Origin of the sequence: Psychroserpens luteolus (assembly GCF_021032705.1) — a bacterium.
GTDB classification, from domain to species: Bacteria; Bacteroidota; Bacteroidia; order Flavobacteriales; family Flavobacteriaceae; genus Psychroserpens; species Psychroserpens luteolus.
The window spans coordinates 569579-585111 of the sequence record NZ_JAHVXI010000002.1 but is presented as its reverse complement, the minus strand read 5'-3'; the positions used below and the strand labels follow the sequence as shown (position 1 = coordinate 585111).

At 32.1% G+C, this 15533-nt stretch carries 14 protein-coding genes; 9 read left to right on the top strand and 5 right to left on the bottom strand.

What is annotated here, in order from left to right; translation table 11 throughout:
* The first annotated feature begins 10 nt into the window (after positions 1 to 10).
* Together KWG70_RS08330 and KWG70_RS08325 are read left to right on the top strand one after the other, a co-directional pair.
* Complete coding sequence (locus tag KWG70_RS08330; RefSeq protein ID WP_230935543.1) at positions 11 to 1033, top strand: metal-dependent hydrolase; 1023 nt, start codon at positions 11 to 13, stop codon at positions 1031 to 1033.
* A 224-nt stretch (positions 1034 to 1257) separates the two neighbouring features.
* Positions 1258 to 1620, top strand: a complete 363-nt coding sequence (locus KWG70_RS08325; protein ID WP_230935542.1) for a hypothetical protein — start codon at positions 1258 to 1260, stop codon at positions 1618 to 1620.
* A 21-nt stretch (positions 1621 to 1641) separates the two neighbouring features.
* Here the strand turns inward: KWG70_RS08325 and KWG70_RS08320 are convergent, their stop codons facing one another.
* A complete protein-coding gene (locus KWG70_RS08320) occupies positions 1642 to 2856 on the bottom strand; it encodes an aminotransferase class I/II-fold pyridoxal phosphate-dependent enzyme (RefSeq protein WP_230935541.1) in 1215 nt (404 codons plus the stop codon).
* Positions 2857 to 3046: 190 nt separating this feature from the next.
* On the opposite strand from KWG70_RS08320, the gene KWG70_RS08315 reads away from it, so the two are divergent.
* Both KWG70_RS08315 and KWG70_RS08310 read left to right on the top strand, forming a co-directional pair.
* A complete protein-coding gene (locus KWG70_RS08315; RefSeq protein ID WP_230935665.1) occupies positions 3047 to 3505 on the top strand; it encodes an Lrp/AsnC family transcriptional regulator in 459 nt (152 codons plus the stop codon).
* Positions 3506 to 3531: 26 nt separating this feature from the next.
* The gene (locus KWG70_RS08310) at positions 3532 to 4158 is read left to right on the top strand and encodes a CPBP family intramembrane glutamic endopeptidase (RefSeq protein ID WP_230935540.1); all 627 of its coding nucleotides are present in this window, start codon (positions 3532 to 3534) and stop codon (positions 4156 to 4158) included.
* Here KWG70_RS08310 and KWG70_RS08305 read toward each other — a convergent pair.
* Together KWG70_RS08305 and KWG70_RS08300 are read right to left on the bottom strand one after the other, a co-directional pair.
* Positions 4155 to 4841, bottom strand: coding sequence for a LytR/AlgR family response regulator transcription factor (locus KWG70_RS08305; RefSeq protein ID WP_230935539.1), 687 nt, complete (start codon positions 4839 to 4841; stop codon positions 4155 to 4157). The genes KWG70_RS08310 and KWG70_RS08305 overlap by 4 nt on opposite strands.
* Complete coding sequence (locus tag KWG70_RS08300; protein ID WP_230935538.1) at positions 4834 to 5886, bottom strand: sensor histidine kinase; 1053 nt, start codon at positions 5884 to 5886, stop codon at positions 4834 to 4836. Before KWG70_RS08300 ends, KWG70_RS08305 begins: the two co-directional genes overlap by 8 nt.
* A 201-nt stretch (positions 5887 to 6087) precedes the next feature.
* Between KWG70_RS08300 and KWG70_RS08295 the strand changes: the two genes are divergently transcribed.
* The gene (locus KWG70_RS08295; protein ID WP_230935537.1) at positions 6088 to 7506 is read left to right on the top strand and encodes a serine hydrolase domain-containing protein; all 1419 of its coding nucleotides are present in this window, start codon (positions 6088 to 6090) and stop codon (positions 7504 to 7506) included.
* A 7-nt stretch (positions 7507 to 7513) separates the two neighbouring features.
* Here KWG70_RS08295 and KWG70_RS08290 read toward each other — a convergent pair whose 3' ends face one another.
* Both KWG70_RS08290 and KWG70_RS08285 read right to left on the bottom strand, forming a co-directional pair.
* Complete coding sequence (locus KWG70_RS08290; RefSeq protein WP_230935536.1) at positions 7514 to 8197, bottom strand: LytR/AlgR family response regulator transcription factor; 684 nt, start codon at positions 8195 to 8197, stop codon at positions 7514 to 7516.
* Positions 8194 to 9213 carry a sensor histidine kinase gene (locus tag KWG70_RS08285; protein ID WP_230935535.1) on the bottom strand — a complete coding sequence of 340 codons (1020 nt, stop codon included), beginning with the start codon at positions 9211 to 9213 and terminating at the stop codon, positions 8194 to 8196. The genes KWG70_RS08290 and KWG70_RS08285 overlap by 4 nt, the downstream gene beginning before the upstream one ends.
* A gap of 191 nt (positions 9214 to 9404) precedes the next feature.
* On the opposite strand from KWG70_RS08285, the gene KWG70_RS08280 reads away from it, so the two are divergent.
* The 4 genes from KWG70_RS08280 to KWG70_RS08265 are packed head-to-tail and all read left to right on the top strand — an operon-like array spanning position 9405 to position 15474.
* The gene (locus KWG70_RS08280; RefSeq protein ID WP_230935534.1) at positions 9405 to 10409 is read left to right on the top strand and encodes an SMP-30/gluconolactonase/LRE family protein; all 1005 of its coding nucleotides are present in this window, start codon (positions 9405 to 9407) and stop codon (positions 10407 to 10409) included.
* On the top strand, positions 10402 to 11253 hold the full coding sequence (locus KWG70_RS08275; RefSeq protein ID WP_230935533.1) for a hypothetical protein: 852 nt from the start codon (positions 10402 to 10404) through the stop codon (positions 11251 to 11253). Before KWG70_RS08280 ends, KWG70_RS08275 begins: the two co-directional genes overlap by 8 nt.
* A gap of 40 nt (positions 11254 to 11293) precedes the next feature.
* Positions 11294 to 13519: a DUF5916 domain-containing protein gene (locus KWG70_RS08270; protein WP_230935532.1), complete on the top strand. Its 2226-nt coding sequence runs from the start codon at positions 11294 to 11296 to the stop codon at positions 13517 to 13519.
* 8 nt (positions 13520 to 13527) lie between these two features.
* Entirely contained in the window at positions 13528 to 15474 is a 1947-nt protein-coding gene (locus KWG70_RS08265) for a tetratricopeptide repeat protein (protein WP_230935531.1), read from the top strand.
* Positions 15475 to 15533: the final 59 nt, after the last annotated feature.

Genomic DNA, 15533 nt, shown 5'->3' with positions numbered 1-15533 from the left:
CAAAATGTAAATGGATTCATTAACTCAGATTGTTTTAGGTGCTGCATGTGGAGAGGCAGTTTTAGGTAAAAAAATTGGAAATAAAGCTTTATTGTTTGGTGCTATTGGTGGAACCATTCCCGATTTGGACGTATTTATTGGAAGTCTTTTACATAACAATGAGATCGATGCCATGTTGTTTCATAGAGGCTTTATGCATTCTATAGTGTTTTCTGTTTTGGCAGCTTTTCTGTTGGGTTGGTTAGTTCATAAATTATATGATCGTGGAAAACGATTGGATACAACAACCCAAAAAGATTGGATATCATTATTTTTCTGGTCGTTATTTACGCATCCAATTTTGGATTGCTTCACACCTTACGGCACACAGCTCTTCGCACCATTTTCAAATTACCGTGTAGCGTTTAATAATATTGCGGTGGCCGATTTGCTGTATACAACACCGTTTTTATTATGCATGATTATTTTGATGTTTTTTAACCGACAAAATAATACGCGCAGATTATGGCTTAAGTTAGGTATAGGTATAAGTTCGACTTATATGATATTTACGATTTTTAATAAACTTCATATTGATAATGTATTTGAGACGTCTTTGGCCGAGCAAAATATTACATATCAACGTTTCAGTGCTCAACCTTCTATTTTAAATAATATTTTATGGTATGGCATAGCCGAAACCGAAACCGATTATCAAGTAGCTTTCTATTCGTTATTGGACAAATCCAATCAGTTTTCAGAATGGAGAACTATTCCTAAAAAACGATTATTAAATACACGCTATGCTAGTGATATAGAATGTTTATCATGGTTTAGTAATCATTATTATAATGTTCAGGAACTAGACAATGGAGAGTTTATATATAATGACTTAAGATATCCTTTGGTAAAAACACGTGAAGGTTATAAATCTGTTTTTAATTTAAAACTTTACGAGTCTGAAGGGCGTTTAGATATGAAACCTTTTGAACCAGAAATGGAAGATTTTAGTTTTACTATGTCTGCGCTTTGGGAACGACTCAAAGGGAAATAATTACGATGTATTAAACCATTTTTATTAGTCTTTGGCGAAAGATTTATACTCAGTATCAGCACTTTGTCGGATTTTCCTATCCTTTAAACATTGAAATTTACTTTATATCGAATTGTTGTGACCTTCATCAATTATGGTGTCCAATTAGTAACAACAATTAATTAGCTATCAATATGTTACCCATTTTATATTTAGGTTCTTTGTCAATCATGACTCTTTTTTTTATGCGCAAAGAAGTAGTTGCCTCTGCAGTGTCAGAGTATGATTATAAAACGAAGGTTATACAATTTAGTGCGAATTCAAAAAAGCTACAGTCTAATACTGAAAAGCAAAAGGATTTAAAACTAAATGGTTCTTTTAGCCAATTCGATTATGATTCTCAAATACGGCTATTAAATTGGAAACTAAAAAAAAATTTAGACACATTGATATTTCTTTCAGAATTAGAATCTCGATATGAAGAAGAGAATACTTTGTCTTCAGTTATTCAAGAATATTATGACCTAAAGAAAGATGTACAAAGTAAAACAGTAGAATTGTCTAATGAATTAGCTCACTACAAATCGTTACAAATTAAATGTGCCTAAAATTGACTGGATTGAAGTAGACTATACTACTTCAGGAATTAGAATGTTTAGTTCAATCATACAATTCTTCATAATTTGGTAAGTACGCTCAATATCGGCATCTAAACCAATTGAGAAGCGTATTAATCCATCACTTAATCCCATTTCCTTTTGCTCTTCTTCAGGAATTTCTGAAGATGTTGAACTTCCTGGAGCCGAGAATAGTGTTTTATAAAACCCTAAGCTTACAGCAAGATAACCAAGGTTCTTCTCTTGCATCATTTCCATGAGTTCATTAGCTTTATCTAAGCTCCCAACATCAATGGTTAACATACCTCCATAACCATATTTTTCATTCATCATTGACTTAAATATCTCATGAGATGGATGTGAAGACAATCCAGGATATACAGTTTTTAGTCCATCTTGTTCAAACTTTTCGGCAAGATATGTAGCATTATAGCTATGTTGTTGCATACGAATATGTAATGTTCTTAAGTTTTTTAATACTGAAGATGCGCGTAAACTATCCATTGTTGACCCTAATAACATTGAGGCACCATCATTAACATTTCTTAGATCATCGATAAACTCTTGAGTGCCACATACTACTCCACCAACGGTATCACTAGACCCATTAATAAATTTAGTCAAACTGTGTATCACCACATCTGCTCCTAACTTTGCTGGTGAAATAGACAAAGGAGAAAAGGTGTTATCGATTACAAGTTTTAAATTATGACGTTTAGCAATCTCTGAAAGTCCTTTTATATCTGCAACTTCCAATAATGGATTGCTTACAGATTCGCAGTATAATACTTTCGTGTTTTTAGTGATTGCAGACTCTACAATATCCAGTTTTGTGATGTCTACAAAAGAGGTTTCAATACCAAATCGAGGTGCAAAATTTTTAAGAAAAGCATACGTGCCACCATAAATTGTTCTACTTGATACGATATGGTCTCCGGCTCCACAAAGCTGCATTAATACAGGTGTTATAGCTCCCATCCCTGAAGCAGAAACGTTAGCAGTTTCGGTACCTTCCATTGCAGCTAAAGCCTCTCCTAAGTATAAATTTGATGGTGAGGAGTGACGCGAATATAAATAACAACCATCTGCATTACCTTCAAAAGTATCGAACATTGTTTTTGCAGATAAAAATGTATACGTAGACGAATCTGAAATAGAAGGGTTAACACCTCCAAATTCACCAAAATATTGTAAGTCTTGAATGTTGTTAGCTGGTTTAAAAGCCATTAGAGTATCGTTTAGTTGGCTAAGTGCAATCTAAGCCTAGTTAATATCACACCAAAAATCGTTATATTTAGATTATATATCAATGATTAAAATCATATTTAGAAAATAAAACTATATAAATGTGATTTAATAGTTATTTTTGTTTAGGTTATTGAGTTTCGATTTACAAAACTGAAAATTTTTCAAAATGATACAATTGGATAGTATTGACAAAAAATTACTGCACTTTCTTCAAGAGGATAGCAAACAAACAAATAAGGAATTATCTAATAAGTTAAACCTTTCTGTAACTGCAGTCTATGAGCGAATTAAAAAATTAGAGCGGGAAGGCGTTATTTCTAAATATGTAGCACTTATCGATAAAAAAGTCATAGATAAAGGGTTTGTGACCTTTTGTAGCATAAAGTTGCTTCAGCATACCAAAAACTATGTGGTTGATTTTGAAAAGGAAGTGACTAAATTGGATGAAGTATTAGAGTGTTATCATATTAGCGGTGATTATGATTATTTATTAAAAGTTTTGGTTGCAGATATGGACGAATTTAGAGAGTTTATGGTGAAAAAGCTTACCAGTATTAGCCATATTGGAAGTACACATAGCGCTTTCATGATCAATGAAGTAAAACATACAACAGCTATTAGTATCTAACACTAATAATTGCCTATATTTAGATCATGCAATCAACACGCTATAAACTTTCAGAGTTTTTTATCATTTTCATTTTAATCCCAGTGAGTTTTGCCATACAGTATCCATTATGGATAAAAATGCTCATCGGACTTTTAGGTTTCTTGTATGTGATTTTTATTTTACTGAAAATTGAAAAATTAAAATTTAAAATGTCCCCAACTTTAGATTGGAATACTTTTTTTAAACGTACCATAATTCAGTTGATAGGTATTGCTGTTTTGACAACACTTTATATGTGGTTTGTTGATGTTGAGAACCTCTTTGTGGTACTTTTTAACAAACCACTATTATGGTTAATGATTCTATTTGTGTACAGTTTTTTTTCGGTATATCCGCAGGAATTAATCTATAGAACCTTCTTTTTTCAGCGTTATAGAAAACTATTTAAAAGTAAAGTATTGTTCTTGTTTATCAATGCAGCACTGTTTTCATTAGCACATATTTTTTTTAGAAACGGACTGGTTATGATATTGACTTTTATAGGAGGAATTCTTTTTGCATTAACGTTTCAGAAAACAAAGTCAACACTTTTGGTGTCTATCGAACACGCCATATATGGCTGCTGGTTATTTACCGTTGGAATGGGAGAAATGCTTGGCTTTCCGTCTTAAGATAGTTTTTGTTCCAAGTTAACTTTATAGCGGTGACTCACAGGAATTTTTACCCCTTTAATATGTACATGCTTTGATTTTAGTACTTCTATATGTGTTGTAGATACGATAAAAGATTTATGAGTTTGAATAAACGTTTCAGGTAAACGTTCAAGAGCAGCACTTACAGTTTCTCTGGCCAAAATCTTCTTTTTGAGAGTGTGATACACCATATAGTTACCGTCTTTTTCTAAATACAAAATGTCATCTATAGAAATTTGATATTTCTCATATCCGCTTTTCACAATAATAGTGGGCTTAGTACTTTTGTTTTTAAGCTCTGTCTCTTTTTTTAGAGCTATTGATACCTTATCTACAGCTTTAAAAAACCGTTGATATGTTATGGGTTTGAGCAAATAATCGGTAGCGTTTAAATTGTAACTTTCTACAGCATACTCTGGATAAGCAGTCGTAAATATAATATGAGAATTAGACGGAATTAGTTTGGCTAATTGCGTACCAGACAACTTAGGCATATTAATATCAAGAAATATGACCTGAGGTGTTTTTTGTTCTATAAATTGTAAAGCTTCAATTGGATTTCTAAATGATTTAATACACAAAATCACACTGGATCTATTGCAGTAATTTTCCAATAGTTCAATGGCTTTTGGCTCATCGTCTATGATTATGGCTTCAATCATAAGCTAATTTAAGATCAACAATATAAGTATTATCAGTTTCTGAAATATTTAAATCGTGTTTATTTGGATATAAAATGTCCAATCTTCGCTTCACATTTTGTAAGCCAATTCCAGAGTTTTTAGTTAACATCGCATCTGTGTTACTCTTTTCTTTTAATGAATTTCTGCATACAAAGTGTATGGTATTGTTATTCGCTATTAAATTTATATCTATAAACGACTTGTTATAAATATCAATACCATGTTTAAAAGCATTTTCTACAAATGGAATTAATAGGGCAGGAGCAATATCTATGTTGCTTAAATCACCTTTTTTTTTAAATGCTATTGATATTGGGTCATTCGTATCAAATCTCAGTTTGTTGAGTTGAATGTAATGTTCTATAAACTCAATTTCTTTTGATAAAAGAATGGTTTCATCTGATGTATCATGCAATAGAAAGCGCAATAATTCTGAGAGCTGCGCTATGCCAGAAGAGACTTCAGTTTGTTTGTGTTTTTCGGCAATCGATAATAAGTTGTTTAACGCATTAAACAAGAAGTGCGGGTTGATTTGCGATTTTAGTAATTGCAATTCGGCAGTGAGTTTATCTTCCTTTAATTTTTGCTTTAGAGCTTCTTCTTTTTGCCATCTCAGTATGATAATATGAACAAAGGAAATACCAACAAAGAACATATATAACCAAATGGTAGCAATAAATGTTTCAAATAAGATAAATTCCTCACCATATATTATCCTGTTTTTTAGTAATTCTATGCCAATTGTAATTATGGAAGCAACAAACAAAAAAACAAAGTATGTCTTAAACTGTTTTTTGTTGAAATACTTGGATAAGAAATATACATTAAAATAGTAAAGCCCCATTTTTAAAACAAATCCAATAATAGTACCTAGAACACTCATTCCATCATAGGAGATTTTTACAATCTCGGTACCGTTAATAATTTCGACTTCTCTGTTTTTTGGACTAATAATTGAAAAAATTAAATAAAAACAAATGAGCCAAAACAGAATGTTTAATACTATTTCTATATATCGCTTCATAACTTGAAAGTAAAAGTAAATTGAAATTTTTAAACTGATGGACGTAAAAGAAAGTTTGTGACAAAGACTCATTTTTATGTGATGAAACTATTAGTTTCTTCATATTCTATGCACTAATAACATTACGCTCTTGTTGGTCACTTTTATTTTAAATAGTCGGATAGCTCAGCTAAGTTTGAGCAAAACATTAAACATTAAATTATGAAATCAATCTTAAAACTAGCAGTCGTCTTATTTTTATGTGTAAGTTGTCAAGCTCAAACCGGAAATAATCAAGAGTTAAAAAAGAAGTTTACAAATTATCTTGGAGAATTAGAGAACAATCAATTTTCTGGAAGTGTTTTGGTAGCACACAAAGGTAAGGTGATTACTTCTGGTGGTTATGGATTCGCAGATAAGTCTGCTAATACTAAAAATAAGTCAACCACTGTTTTTGACATTGGATCAATAACTAAACAGTTTACAGCAGCTGGAATACTGAAATTAGAAGAGCAAGGAAAATTGTCTGTAAATGATAAAATCACAAACTACTTTAAAAATGTTCCAATATCAAAAGAAAATATAACCTTACATCATTTATTAACACATTCATCTGGATTGCCACCAGCTATTGGACATGATTACCATATAATTTCTAAACCCGATTTTATAGATAAATCTTTATCGTCAGATTTGTTATTTACTGTAGGAACAGGCTACGAATATTCTAATGTAGGTTATACGCTATTGGCTATGGTAATAGAGGAGGTGTCTGGGCAATCCTATGAGAACTTTTTGTATGATCACTTATGGAACCCTTCTCAAATGGAACAAACAGGATATATAAGGCCAAAATTTGATCAAAGTAATGTAGCAGTTGGTTATAGAGATTCTGGTAAATGGGGAAAACCTAATGAAAAATGGGACGATGGTATCTCATGGCACTTAAAAGGAAATGGAGGTATATTATCTACTGTTGAAGATATGTATAAATGGCATCAAGCTTTACTGGGTAATACTATTTTATCCCAAGCATCTAAATCTAAAATGTATACCAAGCATATTGAAGAGGGGCAAGGTGCTCAATCACATTATGGTTATGGTTGGGCTATTTTTCCAACACCACGCAATACCGAACTTATTGCACACAATGGAGGAAACGGAATTTTCTTTGCCGATTTTTGGCGCTATCTAGATGAAGATATTACAATCATTATGATGACCAATCATGCCAATCGAGGTTATGATATGTTAACCTCTCAATTGGCAGGTATTATTCTGAAACCAAACTTTGAACCAAATTCAGAATTAAGACAATCTCAAGCCGATGCACAATCTGAGCGTCAAATGGAGCAAATTCTTGATAGCTTTTTAGATGTCATTAAAAAAGATGATGCGACTGGATGGGAAACATTTATAAGGCACAATTTTTCAAAAGAAATGATAGATTTTATGCCAATGGATGAGCATTTAGCAATGTTCAAGAAAATGCATAACGAGTTAAAAAATCAAACGGTAAATGGCGTAATGCTTAATGAAAATGATGATATAGAAATAAAATTTGATGAGAATACCTTAGTCATAAGTATGGAAAAAGAACCGAATGCTAAAGTTAAAATTGGTGGACTAATGTTAGATTAGTTCTAGATTAACCAAGCATGTCAAACAGGCTATTTCTATAAGTAGAGCTTATAGGAATATGCTTGTTTTGTATTTCTACATATTCTTTAGTGTAGAGTTTTATTTTAGAAATATTAACAATATAAGATTTATGTATTCTAGCAAACATGCTCGACGGCAAGCTGTTAATGATCGTACTTAACTTTTCATAGACTACTAAAACTTCAGCACTTGTATGTACTTTGATATAATTGCTCATACCTTCAACATACAATAAATCTAAAAAGGACACCTTTACCATTTGTTTATTAACTTTTACATAAATGTATGTGCTGTTTTTTGACTCCACATTTTTTGAAACTGGTTGAGCTACTTTTTGTACAGCTTTTAGAAAACGTTCAAATGAAAAAGGTTTGAGTAGATAATCTGTGGCATTTAATTCATAACTCTCAATAGCAAATTCTCTATGGGCTGTTGTGAATATAATTTTCGTGTTCTTATTGATGAGTTTGGCAAAATTTAATCCAGATAGTTTAGGCATTTCTATATCTAAAAAAATAAGGTCTATCTCATTGTTTTGTATATAGTCTAAAGCTTCAAGTGCATTTTTAGATTCGTTAACAACCTCTAAACGAGGAACGTCATTAACATATTTTCTCAATATATTTCTTGCCGTTTGTTCATCATCAACTATAGCACACTTTATATTCATAAATGCTTAATTTTAAGTAAAATGGTAAATAGATGTTTACTATCGTTTATGGTTAATTCATGGTCATTTCCATAAAGGATATCTAATCGTTTTTTTATGTTTTCTAATCCAAGCCCTTTTTTAGTATTCGATTCAGTGATGTCATTCGATTTTGAGTTCTTTACTTCAAATAGTAACATATCCTTATCTATTTTAAGGTCAATTGAGATATCTGCGATTTTTGTTTCATCTTTTAAACTATGCTTAAATGCATTTTCAACAAAAGGTACTAAGATTAGTGGAGGTATAGAAATATTCTCGGTAGATTTTGGCTTATTAAAACCAATTGCAACACGATCTTCGAACCGACTTTTCTCTAGTGTTATGAAATCAGTCATCAAAGCTATCTCCTTGTCTAATGGAATCATCTTCTGATTGCTTTCATACAAAGAGAAGCTCAAAAAATCTGAAAGCTTTAAAATAAGCTCAGGTGTTTTTCTTGAGTTCTCTAGCGATAATCCATAGATATTATTTAAAGTGTTGAACAAAAAATGAGGGTTGATCTGAGACTTTAAATATTTTAATTCAGACTGAAGTTTTTCATTTTCTAATTCATTGGTGCGTTTCTGCAACTGAGATACTTTCCATACTACTGAAATCCCTATTACAAAAATGAGTGGAGAGGCTATAATAACAGTTGATTGTAAAAATTTGTATGGCAGCCACAGGCCATAATCTCGCATTTCAGGATTTAGAATATTTAGTAGTTCATAATTAATTATACGTTGAAAAAAGCCAGCAATACATAAAGTTATTATGGTGTAAACAAAATAGTTTGCCACCTTACCTTTTAGTAAAAACTTGGGTAATAAATAGAAATAATTAAAGTAAACAACAGCTAATCGTAAAGGAAGGTTCATTAACTCGTAAATAAAAGCACCTTCGTAATCACCTTTATAGCTCGCTTGAATTAACGTGTAGATAAGAGTATAGGCTATCCAAAATCCTATATGAAACCAAATGTTCAAACTTTTCATAGCACAAATCTATTGGATTTATAATAGTTTGTTTATTGGTTACCTTAAAATTTATGTGAAGTTCTTAATTCTTTATGTAAATAAGATGATTTGAGGAAAAGGATTGTTTTACATAAGTAAAAATGTGTTTGAGATAAATTTTATAAAGAGATTTTAAGTTAACTCTAAATTTGAAGGTATACTATTAACATATGAGAGAACATCTTTATTTTTTCTGGCTTCTAGCATTCCCATTAGTACTCATAGGACAAGAGAAACCAAAAGCGATTAACAATAGTGAGATAGCATTTAATCTTGAAGAAAAAGACTTGCTTCCAGAAAATATAGCATACGACCCGAAAACGGACACCTATTATGTTGGAAGTACCAGAAAAGGAAAAGTCGTTAAAATAGATAAAAATGGAAACGAAACTGAGTTTATTAGCCCAAAGCAAGGTGGTTTGTGGATGGTTATAGGTATGAAAATAGATACAAATAATCGTTGGCTTTGGGTTTGTAGCTCTGGAGGAGATAATCTAGTAGGTTATAATTTAAAGGACGACGCAGACGGAAGGCCAGCTGGTGTATTCAAATTCAATTTGGATACAGGTAAATTGATCAAGAGGTATGTATTAGATAAAAGAGGTGAGGTGCATTTTTTTAATGACCTCGTTATAGATTCTGAAGGAAATGTATACATAACGCATATGTTCAATGAGCATTCAATTTATACTATTCAGAAAAAAGATGATGCGTTAACGCTGTTTTTAAATCCAAACGGACTTAAATACCCAAACGGGATTACGATCACAAATGACGATAGATTTTTATTTGTAGCGCATTCTGAAGGTATTATGCGTATTGAAGTTGACTCTAAAAAACTCCAAGAGATTAAGAACCCAAACGCATTAAAAATAGCTAAGAAAGAAAGTATAGATGGTGTATATTTTTATAAGAATACACTAATTAGTGTACATCCAGATATTAAAACAGTACAAAAACTGATACTTAATGAAAATTTGGACACCATAATTGGCAATAAATTACTTGAGGTTAATCATCCAATGATGAATAACCCAACAACTGGAGTGCTTTATGATAGTAGTCTTTATTACATTGCTAACGCTCAATTTGGAAGTTTTGATGAACAAGGCAACTTATTTCCAATGAATAAACTGTATCAACCCATAGTATTAAAAATCAACTTAGATGAATAATTTAAAAAGTTCTAGACGTCAATTTGTTGGAAGTTCAATTTTTGGGCTTCTAGCTGTATCTATCCCAAATGTCACTTACGCATCACCAATAGTTTCTGAAACTAAATTAAACCCGCAACCAAACAATCGTTATCCTTCAATTGATGATGAAGTTGTTAATGAGGTTGTTGGTAAATCTCATTTTGATATTGACACCGTTAAGAAGCTAGTTGATAAAAGACCAGAATTAGCAAGAGCAAGCTGGGATTGGAGTTTTGGAGATTGGGAATCTGCCATAGGCGCAGCATCACATGTTGGAAGAAGAGACATTGTACAGTACTTAATGAGTAAAGGAGCTAGACCAACGATGTATACTTATGCCATGCTAGGTGCATTTGATATTGTAAAAGCCATGATAACCATGACACCTGGAGTTGAGTCACAACCTGGACCTCATGGAATTAGTTTACTTCAACATGCACGAGCTGGTTTGCGAATGAAGGACACCATGTCTAAAGATAATATCAAAAACTCTGAAAAACTGATTGATTTTTTAACGTCTTTTAAAACTCCAGATACTAAAACATATACCGCATTAAGTGATTCTGAAAAACAGAAATATCTTGGCGATTATAGATATGGAGATGGTGAGAATGACGGGTTTTCGATCTCACTTAATATGAGAAAAATGATCTCTCTTGGAAAATTAGGAAAGTCAGGGGGAGGTTTAATTAGAATAGAAGAGCACAAGTTTTTGTACAATGGTATTTCGTCAGTATACATCACATTTCAGCTTGAAAACAATAAGGTGAAATCATTGACTATTCATGAACCCGATTTGGTACTTGTAGCAAAGAAAGTATAACCTCATAGACATAATTAAATCAATCAAATATTTCTGTAAAATGCTTTATAGACAAACGTTTATTTTCTTTTTTTTAATCAGTTTTCTTGCATTTTCACAAGAGGATCTACCAAAATCTAATACACCCATTCAGCTTGACGGTGTATTAAATGAGACAAGTTGGGATAGTGCATTTGAGTTTAATGGTTTTAAACAGATAGAACCAAACCTTGGTGCAATTACTACTGAAAAAGTAATTGTGAAATTCATGTATGACGATCAATATTTATATGTTGGTGCTTACTGTTATTTCAAAGATCCAAATCAAATCTTTGCAGCAACATTAGAACGTGACAAAACACTTGATAATGATGATTATGTTGAGGTTCATATTGATAGTTATAATGATAAGCTCAATACTTTGGTGTTTAGAACAAACCCATTGAGTGCAAGACAAGACTTTGAAGTTAATAGAAATGGTGATGTATTTAACTTGTCTTGGAACACATTTTGGGATGCTAAATCAAAAATAAATGATGACGGTTGGAGTGCTGAAATGCGTATTCCTTTTTCGTCGTTGCGTTATAATGTGTCTTCAGAAAATATAATGCGAATTAAAGCAATAGTTAATTATAAGCAAAAAAATGAACGTGTTATAGCACCTCAAAACAACACCGAATTAGCTTCAGCTCAATACCACTTTAGTAACTCTGAGGAAGTACGTTTTAAAAACTTACCGAGATCCAAACCATTATATATCACACCGTATGTAAAAGCAAATGTAATTAGTCAAAATCAATTAAATGTAGATGAAACGGCCTATGACAATGAGACTACTTTTTTAGAAGAAAAAAACTATGCTTCAAATGAAATCCTTGATAAAGTATTGAGTAATTTAGGTTTAGATATTAAATATAAACCCGATGCTAATCAAACCATAGATTTTAGTGTCAATACAGATTTTGCCGAAGTTGAAGCAGACGATAGAATAATTAATATTTCTAGGTTCCCTATTTTTTTACCCGAAAAGCGTCTGTTCTTTCTAGAAAATGCAGACTTATTCAATTCTAATCTATTTGGACATCGCTTATTTAATTCTCGACGTATTGGTATTGAAGATGGTCAAGCAATTCCAATTATAGCAGGTTTGAGGTATGCTGGTAATTCATCAAAATGGCAATATGGTTTGCTAAGTATGCAAACACACAAAGTTGAGGGTGTCGCTTTATCAAACAATATGAGTGTAACCAGATTGCGACATACCATTGGGAATTTTGGATCCAACATTGGTATCATAAACACCAATAAAATGAATAGAGATAAGAGTAATCATTTGGTAGCTATTGATGCAAATATTAGATTTTCAGATAATATTAGAACACGTTTTACTGTGGGCACCACCTTTGATGATGTAACTGGAGATTGGAAATCTATGTATGGCACCGAAATTAATACTTTTAGAGCCAATGGCTTTGGGATTAATTATAGGTTTAGAGAATACACAAAAGATTTTAATCCCGAATTGGGTTTTGTGCCAAGACCAGATACAAAGCGACTTACATTAAACAATGGTTGGAGAAGAACATACACAAATTCAACGTTTTTAAGATATTTAACCTTAGGGCATTATTTCAATAAATTTTGGGTGTCCTCAACTGGTCAACATGAATTTTTTCAAACCAATATATACCTCACCGCAATTCATAAAAAAGGTGCACGTTTTACAATGTTTTTTCCAATATACCAAGAAGATAACTTATATCAAGATTGGAATATTTCCGAAGGTATTACCATTCCTGCTAATCAGTACGTGATGTGGAAAATTAATCCCATTTTTGATACAGGAAGAGCTAGAGCGTATCGTGCAAACTTAGACATAGAAGTTGGAGAGTTTTATGGTGGTAACCAATTCACAACAAATCTTAATGTGTCTTACGATTTTAGTCAACTATTCAAGGCCGAAATTGGAGGGACTTATAATCAACTTCGCTTCCCTGAAAGTTACGCCATTGATACTTCAAGAAAAATTAATCTAAGTCGCTATTTTACTAGACTAAAGTTTAACTTCTCATCAAAATCTTCATTGAATTCATTTTTTCAGTATGACACAAGAACTGAAAAATTAGGTTTAAATCTTCGGTTTAGATATAATCCAATAGAAGGAACCGATTTATATATTGTCTATAATCACAATGCAAATATTAATCGAGATAGTTTGAACCCTAGATTACCTTTTACCGACAATCAGGTTTTTATTTTAAAGTATTCTAAAACATTTCTTAATTAATGATAATTATGAAAAAGACATTTTTAATTGGCGTACTTGTTTGCTTTATTGCTTCAACATTGTGTGCTCAAAATTCTAAAAACAAACTAGAAGAGCTGTCTTATTATATGGGCATTTGGCAACCTTCTCCAGATCATCCAATGTTAGAAAAGAAACCGAAAATGAAAGACCTAAAGGTTATAGATTTTGAATGGGGAACAGACAGGAAGGTCATCCATTCTAAGACAGGATTCTATTCGGCTACTAAAAAGAAAATAATGTCAGAAGGTCTCATTACTTATAATCCAACTACAGATAAGATTGTTTGGATAGAATATCAAATTGATGGGGCTTTGCTTTTTGAAGGTGAATACCAATTGCTTGGTGATAATACGGTAAGACGTGAGTACAAAGTGTATTATCCTAAAGGAGATAGTACCATTCCGTTTCCAGATGAAGACGGCTGGGTAAGAACCTTTCGTGAAACATTTACGCCTAAGTCTAATAATGCCATAACCTGGGACACTGAATTATTAATTGATGGCAAATGGATTAAGCGAGGTTGGGATGATTTTACAGCAATTAGACAATCGCCAAAAATCCCGATAACATCGAATTCTACTGAGGCTATTAGATACTATAATCAAGCAAGAGCATTTGAAAATGACTTGAATCTAGATAAAGCAGAAACACGATATCAAAATGCTTTGCAATTAGATTCTACGTTTGCAATGGCACATTTCCGTTTGGCGATGCTAAGAGATAATTATGATTATCGAAGGGAAAAACTAAATGACGCTTTAAAATATATTGATTTAATTTCTAAGGGAGAGCAACTCTTAATTAAAGGTCGCGTAGATTTTTATTCTTTAGGATATGATGGGTCAAAAGAGTATAGTTACTTTAAAGAATTGGTCGCATTGCATCCTGAAGATGAGGAAGCCAATTATTTATTTGGATTTGTTAATGTGCATCATGGAGGTCATAACCCTAAGTTGGCAATTAAACACTTTAAAAAAGCAATAGATATTAATCCTCAATACACCGCTGCATATAACGAATTAACCTATGCATATATAGATGTTAAAGACTATGAAAAAGCAAAAGGTACTGCGAAGGCATATATTGGATTACTGCCTAATTCGGTGAACCCGCTAGATACGTATGCCGAAATTTTTATGCGAAATGGTGAATATCAAAAATCTATAGAACACTATCAAGGAGTTCTGAAGATAGGCCCAAAATTTCCATGGGCTATTATGGGAATTGCGGCTAATCTCAATTTCTTAGACAAGCATAAAGAGGCAAGACAGATTCTTAAGGATTTAGATATATCAGCCTTGAGTGATTATGAATATAGACACCGTTGGCGATCAGAGATAGTGTCTTATTTGGATGAAGGCGATTATAAGAACGCACTTAAAACCTTAGAAACCCAAAAACAAGAAAGTTTGTCTGGTAAGAATAAACGAGAGCCTATATTTCATATCTATTATAGTTTCCTAAGAAAAACACGCTTGTATTTTGAGAATGGTCAGAGTGATGAAGGGTGGAATGAGTATCAACAATGGAATACTTACGTTCAGAATACAATTAAAAATGAAAAAACAAAGAAGCGTATTCAAGATCTAGCCTTATATTATGAGAGTTATAGTGCTTTTATTGATGGTGATTTTAATCGAGCTATGAGTAAACTAGAAGCCTTCAATTTGGCACATGGAGAAGATACAGAAGCTGCCAAACTATTAAGAGCAAAATTGTTATTTGCTAAAGCGTCTTATGATATGGCTGTTCAACAATTGCTTGAATGCGATACTAACGATCCGTTAACGCAATATTGGTTAGCTCGAGTGTTAATAGAACAAAATAAAAAGGCTGAAGCAAAGCCGTATCTTAATAAAATATTGACCTTAAATGATCGAAATAATATCAATTTGGCAATTGTAAGAAAAAAGGCAAAAGCATTACTCCAATAATCTATTGCTATCAGTTAAAAATAGTCGTATTTTTGTACTCATTTTATTAAAACTGATAA

What these genes read in the sequence shown, in the direction of transcription:
- KWG70_RS08310 (WP_230935540.1), top strand. Translation starts at nt 3,532, where the DNA reads ATGCAATCAACACGCTATAAACTTTCAGAGTTTTTTATCATTTTCATT.
- KWG70_RS08330 (WP_230935543.1), top strand. Translation starts at nt 11, where the DNA reads ATGGATTCATTAACTCAGATTGTTTTAGGTGCTGCATGTGGAGAGGCA.
- KWG70_RS08325 (WP_230935542.1), top strand. Translation starts at nt 1,258, where the DNA reads ATGCGCAAAGAAGTAGTTGCCTCTGCAGTGTCAGAGTATGATTATAAA.
- KWG70_RS08265 (WP_230935531.1), top strand. Translation starts at nt 13,528, where the DNA reads ATGAAAAAGACATTTTTAATTGGCGTACTTGTTTGCTTTATTGCTTCA.
- KWG70_RS08280 (WP_230935534.1), top strand. Translation starts at nt 9,405, where the DNA reads ATGAGAGAACATCTTTATTTTTTCTGGCTTCTAGCATTCCCATTAGTA.
- KWG70_RS08300 (WP_230935538.1), bottom strand. Translation starts at nt 5,886, where the DNA reads ATGAAGCGATATATAGAAATAGTATTAAACATTCTGTTTTGGCTCATT.
- KWG70_RS08275 (WP_230935533.1), top strand. Translation starts at nt 10,402, where the DNA reads ATGAATAATTTAAAAAGTTCTAGACGTCAATTTGTTGGAAGTTCAATT.
- KWG70_RS08270 (WP_230935532.1), top strand. Translation starts at nt 11,294, where the DNA reads ATGCTTTATAGACAAACGTTTATTTTCTTTTTTTTAATCAGTTTTCTT.
- KWG70_RS08295 (WP_230935537.1), top strand. Translation starts at nt 6,088, where the DNA reads ATGAAATCAATCTTAAAACTAGCAGTCGTCTTATTTTTATGTGTAAGT.
- KWG70_RS08290 (WP_230935536.1), bottom strand. Translation starts at nt 8,197, where the DNA reads ATGAATATAAAGTGTGCTATAGTTGATGATGAACAAACGGCAAGAAAT.
- KWG70_RS08285 (WP_230935535.1), bottom strand. Translation starts at nt 9,213, where the DNA reads ATGAAAAGTTTGAACATTTGGTTTCATATAGGATTTTGGATAGCCTAT.
- KWG70_RS08305 (WP_230935539.1), bottom strand. Translation starts at nt 4,841, where the DNA reads ATGATTGAAGCCATAATCATAGACGATGAGCCAAAAGCCATTGAACTA.
- KWG70_RS08320 (WP_230935541.1), bottom strand. Translation starts at nt 2,856, where the DNA reads ATGGCTTTTAAACCAGCTAACAACATTCAAGACTTACAATATTTTGGT.